This is a genomic window from Kitasatospora sp. NPDC001132 (assembly GCF_053598415.1).
On the sequence record NZ_JBSFKF010000003.1, the window covers coordinates 314,922 to 331,200 of the forward strand.

Annotated in this window: 15 protein-coding genes and 3 tRNA genes; 8 read left to right on the top strand and 10 right to left on the bottom strand. The window is 74.0% G+C overall.

All coding sequences use genetic code 11. The annotated features are described in order from the left end of the window. Positions 1–31 precede the first annotated feature (31 nt). Complete coding sequence (locus ACWDBE_RS06015) at positions 32–526, bottom strand: DUF3145 domain-containing protein (RefSeq protein ID WP_392869740.1); 495 nt, start codon at positions 524–526, stop codon at positions 32–34. 359 nt (positions 527–885) lie between these two features. Beyond that, positions 886–1,914 carry an NADP-dependent oxidoreductase gene (locus ACWDBE_RS06020; RefSeq protein ID WP_449789147.1) on the bottom strand — a complete coding sequence of 343 codons (1,029 nt, stop codon included), beginning with the start codon at positions 1,912–1,914 and terminating at the stop codon, positions 886–888. A 137-nt stretch (positions 1,915–2,051) separates the two neighbouring features. Here ACWDBE_RS06020 and ACWDBE_RS06025 point away from each other — a divergent pair, with 137 nt between their 5' ends. Together ACWDBE_RS06025 and ACWDBE_RS06030 are read left to right on the top strand one after the other, a co-directional pair. After that, entirely contained in the window at positions 2,052–2,516 is a 465-nt protein-coding gene (locus ACWDBE_RS06025; protein ID WP_449789146.1) for a MarR family winged helix-turn-helix transcriptional regulator, read from the top strand. 119 nt (positions 2,517–2,635) lie between these two features. After that, positions 2,636–4,201, top strand: coding sequence for an LCP family protein (locus tag ACWDBE_RS06030; protein ID WP_449789145.1), 1,566 nt, complete (start codon positions 2,636–2,638; stop codon positions 4,199–4,201). 84 nt (positions 4,202–4,285) lie between these two features. On the opposite strand, the gene ACWDBE_RS06035 is transcribed toward ACWDBE_RS06030, so the two are convergent. From ACWDBE_RS06035 to ACWDBE_RS06055, 5 genes are all read right to left on the bottom strand, one after another. Beyond that, complete coding sequence (locus ACWDBE_RS06035; protein WP_449807365.1) at positions 4,286–5,197, bottom strand: 1-aminocyclopropane-1-carboxylate deaminase/D-cysteine desulfhydrase; 912 nt, start codon at positions 5,195–5,197, stop codon at positions 4,286–4,288. Positions 5,198–5,313: 116 nt separating this feature from the next. Then, complete coding sequence (locus ACWDBE_RS06040) at positions 5,314–5,982, bottom strand: GOLPH3/VPS74 family protein (RefSeq protein WP_449789143.1); 669 nt, start codon at positions 5,980–5,982, stop codon at positions 5,314–5,316. A gap of 38 nt (positions 5,983–6,020) precedes the next feature. Continuing rightward, the gene (locus ACWDBE_RS06045) at positions 6,021–6,248 is read right to left on the bottom strand and encodes a hypothetical protein (protein WP_392869752.1); all 228 of its coding nucleotides are present in this window, start codon (positions 6,246–6,248) and stop codon (positions 6,021–6,023) included. 9 nt (positions 6,249–6,257) lie between these two features. Then, positions 6,258–7,205 (bottom strand): SPFH domain-containing protein, encoded by a 948-nt coding sequence (locus ACWDBE_RS06050; protein WP_449807366.1) that lies wholly within the window; start codon positions 7,203–7,205, stop codon positions 6,258–6,260. A 318-nt stretch (positions 7,206–7,523) separates the two neighbouring features. Continuing rightward, positions 7,524–7,597 (bottom strand) — tRNA-Ile (locus ACWDBE_RS06055). Between the two features lie 189 nt (positions 7,598–7,786). Here ACWDBE_RS06055 and ACWDBE_RS06060 point away from each other — a divergent pair. Together ACWDBE_RS06060 and ACWDBE_RS06065 are read left to right on the top strand one after the other, a co-directional pair. Beyond that, positions 7,787–8,638 carry a trypsin-like serine peptidase gene (locus tag ACWDBE_RS06060; protein ID WP_449789141.1) on the top strand — a complete coding sequence of 284 codons (852 nt, stop codon included), beginning with the start codon at positions 7,787–7,789 and terminating at the stop codon, positions 8,636–8,638. Between the two features lie 118 nt (positions 8,639–8,756). After that, positions 8,757–9,503 (top strand): trypsin-like serine peptidase, encoded by a 747-nt coding sequence (locus ACWDBE_RS06065; RefSeq protein ID WP_449807367.1) that lies wholly within the window; start codon positions 8,757–8,759, stop codon positions 9,501–9,503. A 126-nt stretch (positions 9,504–9,629) separates the two neighbouring features. On the opposite strand, the gene ACWDBE_RS06070 is transcribed toward ACWDBE_RS06065, so the two are convergent. After that, positions 9,630–9,702 (bottom strand) — tRNA-Asn (locus ACWDBE_RS06070). Between the two features lie 62 nt (positions 9,703–9,764). Further along, positions 9,765–9,837 (bottom strand) — tRNA-Asn (locus ACWDBE_RS06075). A gap of 228 nt (positions 9,838–10,065) precedes the next feature. Here ACWDBE_RS06075 and ACWDBE_RS06080 point away from each other — a divergent pair. From ACWDBE_RS06080 to ACWDBE_RS06095, 4 genes are all read left to right on the top strand, one after another. Then, on the top strand, positions 10,066–10,371 hold the full coding sequence (locus tag ACWDBE_RS06080) for a hypothetical protein (protein WP_449789139.1): 306 nt from the start codon (positions 10,066–10,068) through the stop codon (positions 10,369–10,371). Positions 10,372–10,540: 169 nt separating this feature from the next. Continuing rightward, entirely contained in the window at positions 10,541–11,974 is a 1,434-nt protein-coding gene (locus ACWDBE_RS06085) for an FGGY family carbohydrate kinase (RefSeq protein WP_449789138.1), read from the top strand. Between the two features lie 118 nt (positions 11,975–12,092). Continuing rightward, on the top strand, positions 12,093–13,496 hold the full coding sequence (locus ACWDBE_RS06090) for a glutamate decarboxylase (protein WP_449789137.1): 1,404 nt from the start codon (positions 12,093–12,095) through the stop codon (positions 13,494–13,496). 439 nt (positions 13,497–13,935) lie between these two features. Next, positions 13,936–15,102, top strand: coding sequence for a DUF2690 domain-containing protein (locus ACWDBE_RS06095; protein WP_449807368.1), 1,167 nt, complete (start codon positions 13,936–13,938; stop codon positions 15,100–15,102). Here ACWDBE_RS06095 and ACWDBE_RS06100 read toward each other — a convergent pair. Next, positions 15,099–16,172: an RNA polymerase sigma factor gene (locus ACWDBE_RS06100; RefSeq protein WP_449789262.1), complete on the bottom strand. Its 1,074-nt coding sequence runs from the start codon at positions 16,170–16,172 to the stop codon at positions 15,099–15,101. The two genes, ACWDBE_RS06095 and ACWDBE_RS06100, sit on opposite strands and share 4 nt — an antisense overlap. Between the last annotated feature and the right edge of the window lie 107 nt (positions 16,173–16,279).

Below are 16,279 nucleotides of genomic sequence, written 5' to 3' on the forward strand. Positions count from 1 at the left end.
GCACGTCCCCGGTACGGCCCCCGGGCGGGTCTCAGACCACCTGGTGCAGCCAGCGCACCGGTGCACCCTCGCCCGCGTACCGGAACGGCTCCAGCTCGTCGTCCCAGGGCTTGCCGAGCAGCCGGGCGACCTCGGCCTCCAGGTCGGCCCCCTCGCTGCGGGCGCGCACCAGGACGGCGCGCAACCGGTCCTCGGGGATCAGGATGTCACCGTGGATGCCGGTGACGGCGTGGAAGATGCCCAGCGAGGGCGTGCTGCTGTACCGCTCCCCCTCCGCCGTGGCGCAGGGCTCGCTGGTCACCTCGTAGCGCATCAACTGCCAGCCGCGCAGCGCGGAGGCGAGCTTCGAGGCCGTACCGGGCTCCCCCTGCCAGGAGAGCTCGGCGCGCCAGTGCCCGGGTGCGGCCGGCTGGCGGATCCAGTCCAGGCTCACCCGCACACCGAGCACCCCCGCGACGGCCCACTCGACGTGCGGGCACAGCGCGCGGGGCGCGGAGTGGACGTACAGGACTCCACGTGTCGTCACCGGGACCTCCAGGCTGTGGACGAGGGTCGCCTTCCCCAGCTGCCTCGTGCCTGCAGTTGATCCGCAGTTACTCACGTTAGCTGACATTAAGCTACTAAATTGAGCAAAACGGACAGGCTTTCGCTCAATGCTAGTCGAATCCTCAACGAGGTCTACCCCTCGGCCGGATCTCTCCCCCGAACGGCCCCATCACCGGCCGAACCACCGTACCGCGCGGCGCCACGGGATGGATGACGCACTTTCGGATCCGGCCGGAATGCGGTAGTCCCCCGACACCCGCGCCCGGCGGCGGTCCGCCCATGACGAACGCCCCGCCACCCGGTCGGGGCGGCGGGGCGATCAGAATGCCTGACGGTTCGTCAGTCACCCAGGCGGACGACCATCTTGCCGGTGTTGACGCCGCGCAGCAGGTCGAGGAAGGCCTCGACGGCGTTCTCCACGCCGTCCACCACGGTCTCCTCGGTGTGCAGTTCACCGGACTTCAACCAGCCGGCCACCTCCGCGACGAACTGCTGCTGGAGCCCCGCGTGGTCGCTCACCAGCATGCCCTCCAGGCGCAGCCGCTTGCCGATGGCGAGCGCGAGGTTGCGCGGGGCGGCGGGTGCGGCGGTGTCGTTGTACTGGGCGATCGCGCCGCAGAGCACCGCGCGGCCGTGCACGTTCAACGCGCCGATCGCGGCCTCCAGGTGGTCGCCGCCGACGTTGTCGAAGTAGAGGTCGATGCCGTCCGGGGCGGCCTGGGCGAGCTGCTCGGCGACCGGGGCGTCCTTGTAGTTGAAGGCCGCGTCGAAGCCGTACTCGTCCACCAGCTTGGCCACCTTCTCCGCCGAGCCGGCCGAACCGACCACCAGCGAGGCGCCCTTGAGCCTGGCGATCTGGCCGACCAGCGAACCGACCGCGCCGGCCGCGCCGGAGACGAAGACCCTGTCGCCCTCCTTGAGGCCGCCGACGGCCAGCAGCCCGGAGTAGGCGGTCAGGCCGGGCATGCCGAGCACGCCGAGGTAGGCGGAGAGCGGGGCGGCGGCCGGGTCGACCTTGACCGCGTGCCGGGCGTCCAGCGTCGCGTACTCGCGCCAGCCGAGCCCGTGCAGCACCGCGTCTCCCGGGGCGAAGCCCTCGGCCCCGGAGGCGACGACGTGACCGACCGCGCCGCCGTCCATGGCCTGGCCCAGCTGGAACGGCGGGACGTACGACTTCACGTCGTTCATCCGGCCGCGCATGTACGGGTCCACCGAGAGGTAGGCGTTGCGGACCAGGATCTCGCCCGGGCCCGGGGTGCGGACCGGGGCCTCGACCAGGGCGAAGTCGGCCGGCACCGGCCAGCCCTGCGGGCGGGCGACGAGGTGCCATTCACGGGCGGTCGCGGGGGCGGCGGCCTGCTCTGCCATGGGTGTGCTCCTTGCGGTTCGGGGGCGGGTCGGGACGCGGGTTCGGATGAGGTTCGAACGCCTGAAAGGTTGAGCAACTGAAGTAACGATGGGCATGAAAGGTTCACATTGTCAACTTTTCAGGTAGACTCTCGACCATGGACACCCAGCCGGTCGAGGACGCCGCGCCGCAGCCCGACGAGATCACCCGCGAGGTCGTCGACCTGATGGCCAACCTGGTCGCGCTGTTCCACCGCGAGTACGAGGACGCCGCCGCCGCCCGCTCGCTCACCGGCGCCCAGGCCAAGGTGCTCGCCCTCCTGCGGCGCGGGCCGATGCCGATGCGCCAGATCGCCCAGACGCTCAGCTGCGAGCCGTCCAACATCACCGGCATCGTCGACCGGCTCGAATCCCGCGGCTTCGTCACCCGCGAGGCCGACCGGCACGACCGCCGGGTCAAGCTCGTCGCCGCCACCGACACCGGCTCGGCCGCCTCCGAGGAGCTCCGCGAGTCGCTGAACTTCGCCCGCGAGCCGCTGGCCGCGCTCGGCCCGGACGAGCGGACCGCGCTGCGCGACCTGCTCCGCAGGATGCTCGCGGGCGCCTCCGGCCCCGGCGCGTGACCAGCATCACAGGACCCGGGGGCTGCTCGTAGGCCCCAGGGGGGTAACCGAACCGCCTCCCGGAACGTCTAACGTTCGAACATCGAACGCGAGAGACCTGAAGACGGGGGGCACGGAGGATGAGCAGCAGCACGCGCCGGCGCCGCTATCTGCGGACCGCCATCGGCCTGGCCGCCGTACTGGTGCTGTCGGTGGTGGGCGCCGGAGCCTGGTTCTACCACCGGCTGGACAACAACATCACCACCTTCGACCCGGGCGGCGTCGCCACGGAACGCCCGCCGGCCCCCGTCCCGGTCAGCCCGGGCGCCTCCGTACCGGTCAACGTGCTGCTGCTCGGCTCGGACACCCGCGACGAGGGCAACGACTCGCTGGGCGGCGGCGACGAGGGCGTCGGCCACTCGGACACCGCGATCCTGGTGCACATCTACGCCGACCACAAGCACGCCGTCGGCGTCTCGATCCCCCGCGACACCCTGGTCACCATCCCGTCCTGCAAGCTGCCGAACGGCACCTGGACGGCGCCGAAGACCGACCAGATGTTCAACTCCGCCTTCACCGTGGGCCTGGCCGAGAAGGGCAACCCGGCCTGCACCCAGAACACCGTGGAGAAGCTCACCGGACTGCGGGTCGACCACACCGTCGTGGTCGACTTCAAGGGCGCGGCCGCGATGTCCGACGCCGTGGGCGGCGTGGACGCCTGCGTCCCCAACGACGTCAACCAGTACGGCATACACCTCAAGAAGGGCCTCCAGAAGCTCTCCGGGCAGTCCGCGGTGGACTACCTGCGGGCCCGCCACGGCATCGGCGACAACTCCGACATAGGCCGGATGAAGCGCCAGCAGGCCTTCCTCTCCTCGATGATCAAGAAGGTGCAGAGCCAGGGCTTCTCGCTGCCCACCCTGCTGCCGCTGGCCGACGCGGCCACCAAGTCGCTCACCGTGGACGAGGGGCTGGGCACCGCGATGAAGCTGGTGGACTTCGCCCACTCGATCCAGGACATCAAACTCTCCGACGTCTCCTTCGTCACCGCCCCCTGGCGCTTCGCCGGCGACCGGGTGCGGCTGGTCCAGCCGGACGCCGACACCCTCTGGAAGCTGCTGCGCGAGGACCGCACCCTGGACGGGCAGAGCACCTCCGGGACGGGCCAGCCGGCCTCCTCCCCCACCGCCGACCCGGGCGCCGCCGCGACGGCCCCCGGCACCCCGCTCACCGCGGAGCAGGCCGCGGCGCCGATCACGGTGGTCAACGGGGTCGGCACGCCCGGCCTGGCCGGCTCCGGCGCCGACACACTCAAGGCGCGCGGGTTCCGCAACGTCACGCTGGGCCACACCTCCGCCGGGCGGCAGACGACCCGGGTCGCCTACGACCCCGCGCTGAAGGCCACCGCCGACCAGGTCGCGGCGCTCTTTCCCGGCGCCACCACGGTCGAGGAGCCCGGCACGGAGGCGATCACCGTCACCCTCGGCGCCGACTACCGCGCGACGGCCACCCGGACCGACTCGGTGGCCGCCCCGAGCCCGGAGCCCGGCCTCCCGGCCGCTGCCACCCCGGGCGCCGCCCCGGGCGCCACCGCCGGCAGCATCCCCGGCACCGCCCCGGGCCTGCCGAGCGGCATCCCCACCGGCATAGCGGAGAACACCCGCAACGCCGACACCGACCCGTGCGCGAACCTGACCTTCGGCTGATCGCGCCCTCCCGCCGGACGGACGGCCCGCCCTCCCCGCCGAACGGCGGGAGCGCGGGCCGTCCGCGTCGGAGCCGGGGCGGCCCTACCGCGGATCCGGCAGCCCGGTGACGACGGCGGTGAGGCGGGTGCCGCGGGGGAAGGCTCCCTCCGCCGTCAGGTCGGCCAGCGCGGCGAGCAGCTTGGCGACGTAGCGGCGCTCCAGCGGGATGCCGTGGCGGCGCTCGAACCGCTCGGCGAAGGCGGCCAGTTCGGCCGGGACCCTGCCGTAGCCGCCGCCGTGGTGCGCGTGGTCGATCCGCCAGTTGTCGAACCCCCGCCCGTAGGCGGCCCGGTGCAGCCGGGTGACCTCCGCCTCCAGGTAGCCCTCGCCGCCGCGCAGCACGGCGACCCCGAGCGCCCGGGCGCCCGCCGGCAGGCCGGCCGCGATGCCGGCCAGGGTGCCGCCGGTGCCGACCGGGCAGCAGACCACGTCCCGCTCGCCGAGACCGGGCAGTTCGGCCGGGATCGCGGCCGAGCCGACGGCGGCCAGGGCGTTGGAGCCTCCCTCCGGGAGCACCAGGCAGGGGCCCCAGCGGCGGAGCAGGGCATCCGTGCCGTGCTCCCCCTCGGCCCGGCCGGTGGCCTCCCGGTACTCGGCCCGGGTCAGGAACTCCAGCCGCATCCCGGCCGCCTCGGCGGCCCGCAGCGACCAGTTGCGCGGCCGGTCGGCCAGCTCCTCGCCGCGGACCAGCCCGACGCTCTCCAGTCCGAGCGCCCCGGCGGCGGCCGCGACGGCCCGCAGGTGGGTCGAGTAGGCGCCGCCGAAGGTCAGCAGCCGGGTGTGGCCCTGCTCCACGGCGGCGGCCAGGTTGGGCGCCAGCTTGCGCCACTTGTTGCCGGGGACGGTCGGGTGCAGCAGGTCGTCCCGCTTCAGCCGCAGCTCCACGCCGGCCCGGGCGTAGGCCTCGTCGGTGCAGTCCACCAGCGGGGTCGGCAGCAGGGCGGGTTCGAGCATCCGGCCAGCTTACGGGCCGGTACGTCCGTACGCCCGGACGGCCGGGAGCCCGGTCACCGGACCGGTGACCGGGCTCCGCGCCCCCCTTGCGCGCCGTCTCCCCCGCGGACGGACCGTCAGCCCAGGGCCGCGCTCTCCGCCGCGTGGCCCGCCATCCGCCAGGCCAGCGCCGTGCCGAGCGCGCGCGGGACCGGGCCGGCCGCCGGGGCCAGCTTCGCGATCCGGCCGCGGTGCTCCCGGCGCTGCCTGCCGTTCAGGACCGAGCCGAGGCGGCCCGCCGCGACGAGGGCGGTCAGCGCCGCGTCGGCCGGGTCGACCCGGCTGAGCGGCCCGGTCAGCGCCCCGGTGACGGAGGCCGCCAGCGCCTCGCGGACCCCCGGATCCGTCAGGGTGACCAGGGTCACCGGGAACAGCCCGGCCGCCCGGTGCGACCGGAGGGTGAGCCGGCCGGAGTCCGCCAGACCGTCCCTGACCCGGCGGACCGGCTGGTCGCGGCCGGTGCTCCTGGCACGGCTGACCCAGGAGTTCCAGCTGTGCGGCCGGCTCTCCCTGATCTGGCCCAGCAGACGGGCGCTGTACGGATCGAGGCCCTCCTCGGCCGCGCCGCCGCGGGCCCGGGCGACGGCCTTGCGGCCCTCCTCGTACAGCAGGCCCCGGCGCAGCAGCTCGGTCAGCGCCGCCGCCTGGAGCAGCAGGTTGAGCGAGGAGTTCCGGGTGGTGCGCTCGCGCCGCGGGTCGTAGGCGAGCAGGTACAGCTTCTCGGGCAGGTTGCCGGGCAGGTCCATCTTTGGTCTCCGAAGGTTCTCCGAGCCCCGGTCCGCGGTCAGTCCTCGCCGGACTCGCCGCTCTCCGGGCTCTCCTTTGGTGGGCGGCCGCGCCGGGGAAGCCGGGCCGCACCGCTGGGCATCCGTCCCGCGTCGGTGAGGGCGCGGCGGAGCAGGAACTCGATCTGGGCGTTGGTGCTGCGCAGTTCGTCCCCGGCCCATCTGGCCAGCGCGTCGTGAACTGAAGGGTCCAGTCGCAACAGGATCTTCTTCCGTTCCGTCGCCAAGGCCTCGCCTTACTGGTAGAGGGAGCCCGTGTTCACGACGGGCTGGGTGCCGCGGTCGCCGCAGAGCACCACCAGGAGGTTGCTCACCATGGCGGCCTTGCGCTCCTCGTCCAGCTCCACGACATCGCGTTCTGCGAGCCGGTCCAGCGCCTCCTCGACCATACCGACGGCGCCCTCGACGATCAGCCTGCGCGCCGCGACCACGGCCCCGGCCTGCTGGCGCTGGAGCATCACCTGGGCGACCTCCGGAGCGTATGCGAGCCTGGTGATCCGGGACTCGATGACCCGCACCCCGGCCGAGGCGACCCGGGCGGAGATCTCGGCGGAGAGCTTGCGGGCGATCTCGTCCGCGCCGTCGCGCAGCGACAACTGGCCCTCGTGGTGGGCGTCGTAGGGGTAGCTGGTGGCGATGTGCCGGACGGCCGTCTCGGTCTGGATGGCGACGAAGTCGGCGTAGTCGTCCACCTCGAACATCGCCATCGCGGTGTCCTCGACCTGCCAGACCACCACGGCGGCCATCTCGATCGGGTTGCCGTCCGCGTCGTTGACCTTGGTGGTCTCGGTCTCGTGGTTGCGGATCCGGGTGGAGATCCGCCGCCGGCTGGTGAACGGGTTCAGCCAGGTCAGGCCCTCGGCGCGGACGGTGCCGCGGTAGCGCCCGAGCAGCTGGACCACCCGGGCCTGGCCGGGCGAGACCACCGTCAGCCCGCACATCAGCAGCACCGAGCCGAGCACCAGCAGCGGTCCGACGACCACCAGGGCGATGCCCAACCTGTTGGTCTTCACGGACAGTTGGGCCGCGCCGACGACGAACGAGCCGACGCCGGCGAGCAGGCCGAGCAGGGTGCCGCCGAGCACCGGCAGTCCAGCCGCCCCGGTGATGGCCCGTTCGGTGAACTTGGGGACCGGAAGGTCCAGGACAGGGCCGTCCTCGACGGCGGAACGCAGTGTGGTCATGGGACCGACTCCCCCAATGGTGATGTCCGCTGCGCGGGTGCCCGCTTCAGCTGTCAAAGTGATATCACTTTTTGCGCGCACGGCGCCAGCGTCCGGCAACGGGGAAAGGGGAGGAGCGCCGCGGGGAGGCGACGGACAGGCGTCAGGGAGAGTCGGGGCCGATGCCCACGGGCGGGTGAATTCCGGCGCGCCACCCGGGAAAGGGGATGGCCGCGGCCTAGACTCTGCGACGTCGCAGGCGGTGAAAGGGCGGCGGGGCTCCGGCCCGGCGGCCCGCCCGCGAGAGACGCGTACGACGCTCGTCGCACATCGAGAAGGTGGGGCGGGTGGGACTCGAACCCACGACCAAGGGATTATGAGTCCCCTGCTCTAACCGGCTGAGCTACCGCCCCGGTTCGCCGCACGCGCCGGTCGTCGGCACGGCAGCAGCAGACGGCCCCAGCGAGGCCGTCCCGGGCAGCATAGCCGGTCGATCACCCGTGGTGCGCGCCGGGGGCGCAGCTGGGTACGCGACGGTGCTCGACTCCCGGTCGGCGCAGCCCGGGTGGCGGCGGGGCGTCCGTCCGGGGCAGCCTGGACGGATGACGACACGTGGGAGGGGAGCGGCGGCCGCGGCACTCGCACTGGTGCTGGCCGCGGCGGGCTGCACCACCGCGGCGGGGCCGGGCGGGAGCGCCCCGACCGTCACCTCGGCGCCGCCCACCGCCGCCTCCGCCGACCGCCACGGCTGGAACCGGCAGCGGCTCAGGAGCGCGGCCGACCGGCACACCGGCGTCACCCGCACCGCCAAGCCCACCGTGCTCAACGGCCTGGTCGGCGCGGTGTTCACGCGCAACGCCGACGGCGACCACTTCTGCACCGCCAGCGTGGTCGACAGCGCCGGGCTCAACCTCGTCGTCACGGCCGCCCACTGCGTCTGGGACCCCCGGCTCGGCCGGCGCAGCGACCTGGTCTTCGTCCCCGGCTACCGCGACGGCGACACCCCCAGCGGCATCTGGCCCCTGCTGGCCGTCACCGTGGACGACGGCTGGAACGACCACGCCGACCCGGACGTGGACGTCGCCTTCGCGATCGTCCAGGCGCAGAACGGGCTGCAGGTCCAACAGGTGCTCGGCGCCAACCGGCTCGGCGTCAACCGGGGCTACCGGCTCCCGGTGAAGGTCACCGGCTACCCGAGCAGCAGCGGCGTCCCGATCACCTGCTCCAACACCACCGCCCCGCAGGGCCCCACCCAGCTGCGGATCGACTGCCCCGACTACACCGGCGGCACCAGCGGCAGCCCCTGGGTCACCGACTTCGACCCGGCCACCAGGACCGGCACCGTGGTCGGCGTGATCGGCGGCTACCAGGAGGGCGGCAGCAGCCCGGACACCTCGTACAGCAGCTACTTCGGCGACCGCGTCCAGGCCCTGTACGACCGCGCCACCGGGTGACCGGCGGCGGGCCCGGCACGCGGCAGTGGCGCCGCCGGGCACGGCCTGGTAGATCTTCCTCACGAACGGCGGAACGCACGGCCCCGGTGCCCGCCCCGAGGAACGAGACGGAGCCCCGATGGCCCCCCGCCCGGCCCGGCCCGCGCGCACGGCTCGAACGGCCGCGCTGGCCGCCCTGCTGCTGGCCGTCGGCACCGCGTGCGGCGGGCAGGAGGGGGCGCCCACCGCCGAGGTGGCGCAGCAGAGCCCGGCCGGGGACCGGGTGGGCACCCTCTCCATCCGCACCGCGCAGGGCCCGCGGGCCTGCACCGCGAGCGTGGTGCACAGCCCCCGGGGCAACCTGCTGGTCACCGCGGCGCACTGCGTGCAGAGCCGGCGGATCGGCCTGCTGGACGGCCTGGTCTTCACCCCCGGCTACCGCAACGGGTACACCCCGTACGGGACTTGGCCGGTGAAGGCGATCACGGTGGACCCGCACTGGGCGGCCGAGGACGACCCCGAGTACGACGTGGCCTTCGTCACGGTGGGCATGCTCGACGGCCGGCAGATCGAGGACACGGTCGGCGGCAACCCGCTCGGCACCGGCCAGGGCTTCGGGCTGTCCGTCTCGGTCACCGGCTACCCGAACGAGAGTGACGAGCCGATCACCTGCGCGGCCCGGACCAGCTCACAGAGCCCCACCCAGGCGCGCTTCGACTGCGGCGGCTACACCGACGGCACCAGCGGCAGCCCGTGGGTGGCCGCGAACGGCGCGGTGGTCGGCGTGATCGGCGGCTACCAGGAGGGCGGGGACACCCCCGGCACCTCGTACAGCGTCGCCTTCGACCAGCGGGTCGCCGACCTCTACCGGAAGGCGACCACCTGACCCAACGACCTGCCGGGGGCGGTGTCGCGCACGTCACTCCGCGAAGCCGGAGGACGGAAACACGAAAGCCCCCCGGTCGACCGAGGGGCCTTCGCTCTGAGCAGTCACCGGGCGGACCCGGTGCAGCTCCCGCAATTGGACTCGAACCAATAACCTGCCGGTTAACAGCCGGCTGCTCTGCCAATTGAGCTATGCGGGATCGCGGCACTCGACTTCCGTACCACGGACGGGAACCGGGCCCCGAAGGGACCTTCTCCCGAGCTCCCCCAATTGGACTCGAACCAATAACCTGCCGATTAACAGTCGGCTGCTCTGCCAATTGAGCTATGGGGGATCGGCTTCCGCTCCGGCCCCCGGTCTCCCGGGCTCCTCGGCGCTCGCTGCGGGACATACATTAGCGCACTCGGGGGGGTGGTCCGCCAATCGCTTTCCCGGCTGCCGCCCGGCTGCCGCCCGGCGCGCCCCGCGCGCGCCCGCCGGCGGGGGCGGGGATGCTGGGGCGCGGACGGTTCGCCGTCCCGACTGACGGGTAGGGCAATGCGGCAGAAGCCGCCAGGAGAGGGTGGATCCGATCATGTGGAAGCTGTCGTTGGCCGCGGGTTTCGCGGCCGGCTACGTCCTGGGCTCGCGGGCCGGGCGCCAGCGCTACGAACAGATCGCCAAGGTCACCCGGCAGATCGCCCGGAACCCCGCGGTCCAGGGTGCGACCGACCGGGCCCGGCAGCAGGCCGGAGCCGTGGCCGGGAAGGCGGCCGGCGCGGTCGCGGACCGGGTCGGCGACCGGCTGCCGAACGCCGTCACCGACCGGGTGCCGTACTTCAACCGCGCCCGGACGGACGACGACGGCTGGGGCACGTTCCGCCCGTGACGGCGCGCCGGGGACGTGTGTCACGTGACACACGCCCCTGGCGGCCTACCTCCCGTCCGTGACGGGACGGTGACCACAGGGCGAAGCGAAGCCCCACCCGGGGTCGCGAAGCGGCAACGGCCCGCCCGGCCCGGACGCGTCCAGGGTCCGGCTGAGGCATGATCTCGGCATGGCCATCGTCGCGGGGATAGACAGCTCGACCAACCGCACCCGGATCGTGGCGTGCGACGCCGACACCGGTGCCCTCCTGCGCTCCGGCAAGGCGCCCCATCCCGTCCCCGAGGACCAGGACCTGCGCCCGGGCGAGGCCGACCCCCAGGTCTGGCTGCACTCGCTCGGCGACGCCGCGACCGGCGGCCTGCTGGAGGGCGTCCGGGCGATCGGGGTCAGCGCCCAGCAGCACGGGATGATCGGCCTGGACGCCGGCGGGGTGCAGGTCCGGCCGGCGATCCTGTGGAACGACCCGCGCTCCAGCGGCGCCGCCGCCAAGCTGCTGGACGCCTTCGGCGGCGCGGCCGCCTGGACCGCCGCGATCGGCGCCGTGCCCGCCCCCACGTACACCATCGCCAAGCTGCGCTGGCTGGCCGAGTTCGAGCCGGCCAACGCCCGCCGGGTCGCCGAGGTGCTGCTGCCGCACGACTGGCTGGTCTGGCAGCTGCTCGGCCACCCCAAGCGCCGCACCACCGACCGCGGCGACGCCTCCGGCACCGGCTACTGGTCGCCGATCACCGGCGAGTACCGGCAGGACCTGGTGGAACTGGCGCTCGGCCACGAACTCCGGCTGCCCGACGTCCTGCCCCCGGCGGAGCCCGCCGGGCACACCCCCGAGGGCCTGCTGATCTCGGCCGGCACCGGGGACAACATGGCCGCCGCGCTGGGCCTGGGCCTCGGCCCGGGCGACGCGGTGGTCTCGCTCGGCAGCGCCGGGACGATCTTCGCGGTGCACGAGGAGGCCGTGGTGGACGCCTCCGGCCTGGTCTCCTCCTTCGCCGACGCCAGCGGCCGGCACCTGCCGATGGTCGCCACCCTCAACGCCGCCCAGGTGCTGCGCTCCACCGCCGCCCTGCTCGGCCGGGACCTGGAGGGCCTCAGCGACCTCGCCCTGCACTCCACCCCCGGCGCCTACGGCCTGGTGCTGCTGCCGTACCTGGACGGCGAGCGCACCCCCGCGCTGCCGCACGCGGCCGGCACCCTGACCGGCCTTCGGGCGGAGGCGATGACCCCTCAGCACCTGGCCCGGGCCGCCGTCGAGGGCATGCTGTGCAACATCGCCGACGCCCTCGACGTACTGCGCGCCCGGGGCGTCGCGGTGAAGCGGGTGTTCCTGCTCGGCACCGCGGGGCGGCTGCCCGCCGTGCGGCACATCGCCCCGATGCTGTTCGGCGTCCCGGTCGTGGTGCCGCCGCCGGGCGCCCACGCCGCCCGCGGGGCCGCCCGGCAGGCCGCCTGGGCGCTGGCGGGCACCCCGGAGCCGCCGGCCTGGGAGCTGCCGGACGCGGAGACCGTCGAGCCCGACGGGGAGCAGGACCTGGCGATCGGCTCGGCGGTGCGTCAGCAGTACCGGGCCGCCCGCGACCAGATCCACCCGGAGGTCGCGGGCTGACCCCGGACGGGGCCGGCCCGCCCCTGGCTCGAAGCAGCCGGTGAAGATGCGTCACCCGGTGGCCGGTGGCAGCGTGGGACGGGACACGGCCACCGAACGCGAAGGACGGCAGGACGCCATGGCGCTGCACAGGGGAGCCGGCGGCGACCGCCGGCTGAGCATGGGCCCGTACCCGACGATCGCCGACCCGCTGGGCTCGATGGAGCTGGCCCCGCCGCTGCACCGACTCGGCGAGGGACCGGTCACGGCCGACACCGCGTACCAGCTGGTCCACGACGAGCTGATGCTGGACGGCAACGCCAAGCTCAACCTGGCGACCTTCGTCACCACCTCGATGGAGGCCCAGGCCGCCCGTCTGATGGCCGAGTGCCTCGACAAGAACATGATCGACAAGGACGAGTACCCGCAGACCGCCGAGCTGGAGCGGCGCTGCGTGGCGATCCTCGCCGACCTCTGGCACGCCCCCGACCCGGACGCCGTGGTCGGCTGCTCCACCACCGGCTCCAGCGAGGCCTGCATGCTGGCCGGCATGGCGCTCAAGCGCCGGTGGATGCGCCGCAACGCCGACCGCTACGCCGCCGGGGCCCGGCCCAACCTGGTGATGGGCGCCAACGTGCAGGTCTGCTGGGAGAAGTTCTGCAACTTCTGGGAGATCGAGGCACGCCAGGCGCCGATGGAGGGCACCCGCTTCCACCTGGACGCCGAGCAGGCGGTCGCACTGTGCGACGAGAACACCATCGGTGTGGTCGGCGTGCTCGGATCCACCTTCGACGGCTCGTACGAGCCGGTCGCGGAGATCTGCGCGGCCCTGGACGCCTACCAGGAGCGCACCGGCATCGACATCCCGGTGCACGTGGACGGCGCCTCCGGCGGCATGGTGGCGCCCTTCCTCGACCCGGAGCTGATCTGGGACTTCCGGCTGCCCCGGGTGGCCTCGATCAACACCTCCGGCCACAAGTACGGCCTGGTCTACCCGGGCGTGGGCTGGGCGCTCTGGCGCGACAAGGCGGCGCTGCCGGAGGAACTGGTCTTCCGGGTCAACTACCTGGGCGGCGAGATGCCGACCTTCGCCCTCAACTTCTCCCGCCCCGGCGCCGAGGTGGTCGCCCAGTACTACGTCTTCCTGCGGCTCGGCCGGGAGGGCTTCCAGGCCGTCCAGGGCGCCTGCCGCGAGGTCGCCACCTACCTGGCCGGGCAGATCGAGAAACTGGGCGGCTTCCGGCTGCTGACCCGGGGCGACCAGCTGCCGGTGTTCGCCTTCACCACCGAGGAGGGCCTCCCGTTCGACGTGTTCGACGTCTCCCGGCGGCTGCGCGAGCGCGGCTGGCAGGTGCCCGCGTACACCTTCCCGGCGAACCGGGAGGACCTGTCGGTGCTCCGGGTGGTCTGCCGCAACGGCTTCTCCCGGGACCTCGCCGACCTGCTGCTGGCCGACCTCGGCCGGCTGCTGCCGGAGCTGCGGCGCCAGCCCGTCCCGCTCCAGGAACTCGGGGTACCGCCCCGGCCGGGCTTCCACCACTGACCGCTCGCCCACGCCGTCCGCACACCCGGTCCGCACTCCCGGTCCGCGCTCCTGGGGAGAGGTCACGGCGGGGAGGGGCGGTGAAGCGCCCTCCCCGCCGGAGCGTCCCGGTCGGGCCGGGGCAGCCTCCCCCCGCGAGGCTGCCCCGGCCCGGTGGGGGACCGGGACCGGATGCGGACCGACGACGTGTCGTCGATCGGTGTCCGAACCGTTCGCTGACGGGCGAACCGCATCGGCCAGAGAACTCTGCACGACGATCACGTGAATGTTCGAGCACCTCCGGGGGTTGTGAGACACTTCCGTCCGTCTCAGCGCCATGACCTGGGGTTTGGGACGGCAGGCCGGTCAGGTTTGAGAAGCGCAGACGCCGGACGGCCCGGGCCCGGACCCCGTCGCTCACCCGTTCCCCGCCCCCGTTTCTCGAGTTTGGAGCGCCGCAGTGGGTTCCGCCTGGAAGCAGCTGCCCGAGGAGCTGACCGAGCCCGCCCGACGCCTGGCGGAGGAGCTCCGGACGATCAAGGACGCCGCCGGGCTTTCGCTGTCCGAGCTGGCCACCCGGACGCACTACAGCCGGGCCTCCTGGGAGCGCTGGCTCAACGGCAAACGGATCGTCACCGAGCAGGCGCTGGAGGCGCTGGTCGGGACGGTCGACTGCGACGGGGCCGCGCTGCGGGCGCTGTGGCGCAGGGCGATGGCGGAGCCGTCGACGGCGGCCCCGGCGGTGGCCACGGGCACGGACGCGGGCACGGACGCGGCCGCGGGCAGGGCCGAAGGCGAGAGCGAGGGCGGCGGCCTGGAGCGGCCGGCCGTCGCCGAGGAGCCCCCGGGCGCCGGGGAAGCCCCCGCGGAGGAACCCGCCGACGAGGCAGCGGTGTCCGGGCAGGAGCCGGGACCCGCCACCCTCGCCTGGTGGCGGCGCCCGGCGGCGCTGCTCGCCGGCGCGGCCGGGCTGGCGCTGCTGCTGGTCCTGGTGGGCCTGCGGTTCGACCGGCACGACGGGCAGGCCTCGGCGGCCGCCGAACCGGCAGTGTCGCCCGCCGCCACCGCTGCCACCGCCAAGAGCGATCCGGCCTGCCAGGGCGTCGGCTGCGCCCACAAGGACCCGAAGACCACCGGCTGCGGCAAGGACGCCCGGACCCTGCAGACCCAGGTGATCGGCAAGGTGGTCGTCTACCTCCGGTACAGCCAGACCTGCCGGGCCGCCTGGGCGGCCATCACCGAGGGCCAGCCGAAGGACTACGCGACGATCACCGACGGAAACGGCGACAGCGAGACGGCACTCATCCACTGGGGCTACGACAACTACTCGCCGATGCTGAACGCGGCGGACCCGGCCGTCACCTTCCAGGTCTGCGGGTACCAGCCGGCCGGGCACGACTGCACCGCGGTGGTCTCCGACCTGGCCGCGGTGGTGGCCTCCACCCCGATCCCGATCGGAGCGGCCTCTCCCCCGCCGGGCGCCGGTGCTGGAGCCCCGACGACCCCGGCCCCGGCCACGCCGGCCGCCCCGGCGCCCACCGAACCGGCGGCGCCCACCGAACCGGTGACTCCCACCGAGCCGGCGGGCCCGTCCCAGTCGGCGGGCCCCTCCCAGCCCGCCTCCTAGTCGAGGTAGCCGCGCAGCTGCTCGGCGTAGGCGTGGTCGCGGAGCTTGACCAGGGTCTTCGACTCGATCTGGCGGATCCGCTCCCGCGTCACGCCGAACACCGCGCCGATCTCCTCCAGCGTGCGCGGGCGGCCGTCGTCCAGCCCGTAGCGGAGCTGGACGACCTGGCGCTCCCGCTCCCCCAGGGTGGCCAGGACGGCCTCCAGGTGCTGGCGCAGCAGCAGGAAGGTCGCGGACTCGGCGGGCGAGGCGGCGTCGGCGTCCTCGATCAGGTCCCCGAACGCGACGTCGTCCTCCTCGCCGACCGGGGTGTGCAGCGAGATCGGCTCCTGGGCCAGCCGGAGCAGCTCGCGCACCCGCTCCTCGGTCAGCTCCAGGGTGGCGGCGATCTCGGCCGCCGTCGGTTCCCGGCCGCGCTCCTGGAGCAGGGCGCGCTTCGCCCGGACCACCCGGTTGATCAGCTCGACCACGTGCACCGGCACCCGGATCGTCCGGGCCTGGTCGGCCAGCGCCCGGCTCATCGCCTGCCGGATCCACCAGGTCGCGTACGTGGAGAACTTGAAACCGCGGGTGTAGTCGAACTTCTCCACCGCCCGGATCAGGCCCAGGTTGCCCTCCTGGACGAGGTCCAACAGGGTCAGTCCGCGGCCGACGTAGCGCTTGGCGACGGAGACCACCAGCCGCAGGTTCGCCTCGATCAGCCGGCGCTTGGCGATCCGGCCCCGCACCACCAGGGCGTCCAGCTCGCCGGCCAGCGGGTCGGGCGGCGGCGGGTCGCCGTCCAGCCGCTCCTCGGCGAAGACGCCGGCCTCCACCCGGCGGGCCAGCTCGACCTCCTCCTCGGCGGTGAGCAGCCGGATCCGGCCGATCTCGCGCAGGTACTGGCGCAGCAGGTCGGCGGCCGGCCCGGTGTCGTCGACGGGCCCGCGGCGCTCGTCCTGGTCCTCGGCCCCGGCCCGCGCGTCGAAGCCCGGCTCGGCCCCGAGTTCGGATCCTGGCCCGGGGTCCGGGCCGTCCGGGCCGTCCGGGCCGTCCGGGCCGTCCGGGCCGTCCGGGTGGCCTTCCGGCAGGCCCTGGGCGGGGACCCGGGCACCGTCCGGGGGTGGCGCCCCGGCCCGGCCGTGGTGGGTCTCCTGTTCCCCGGCCCCCTGCCGCCCGGCCGGGTTCGCTCTCGTAC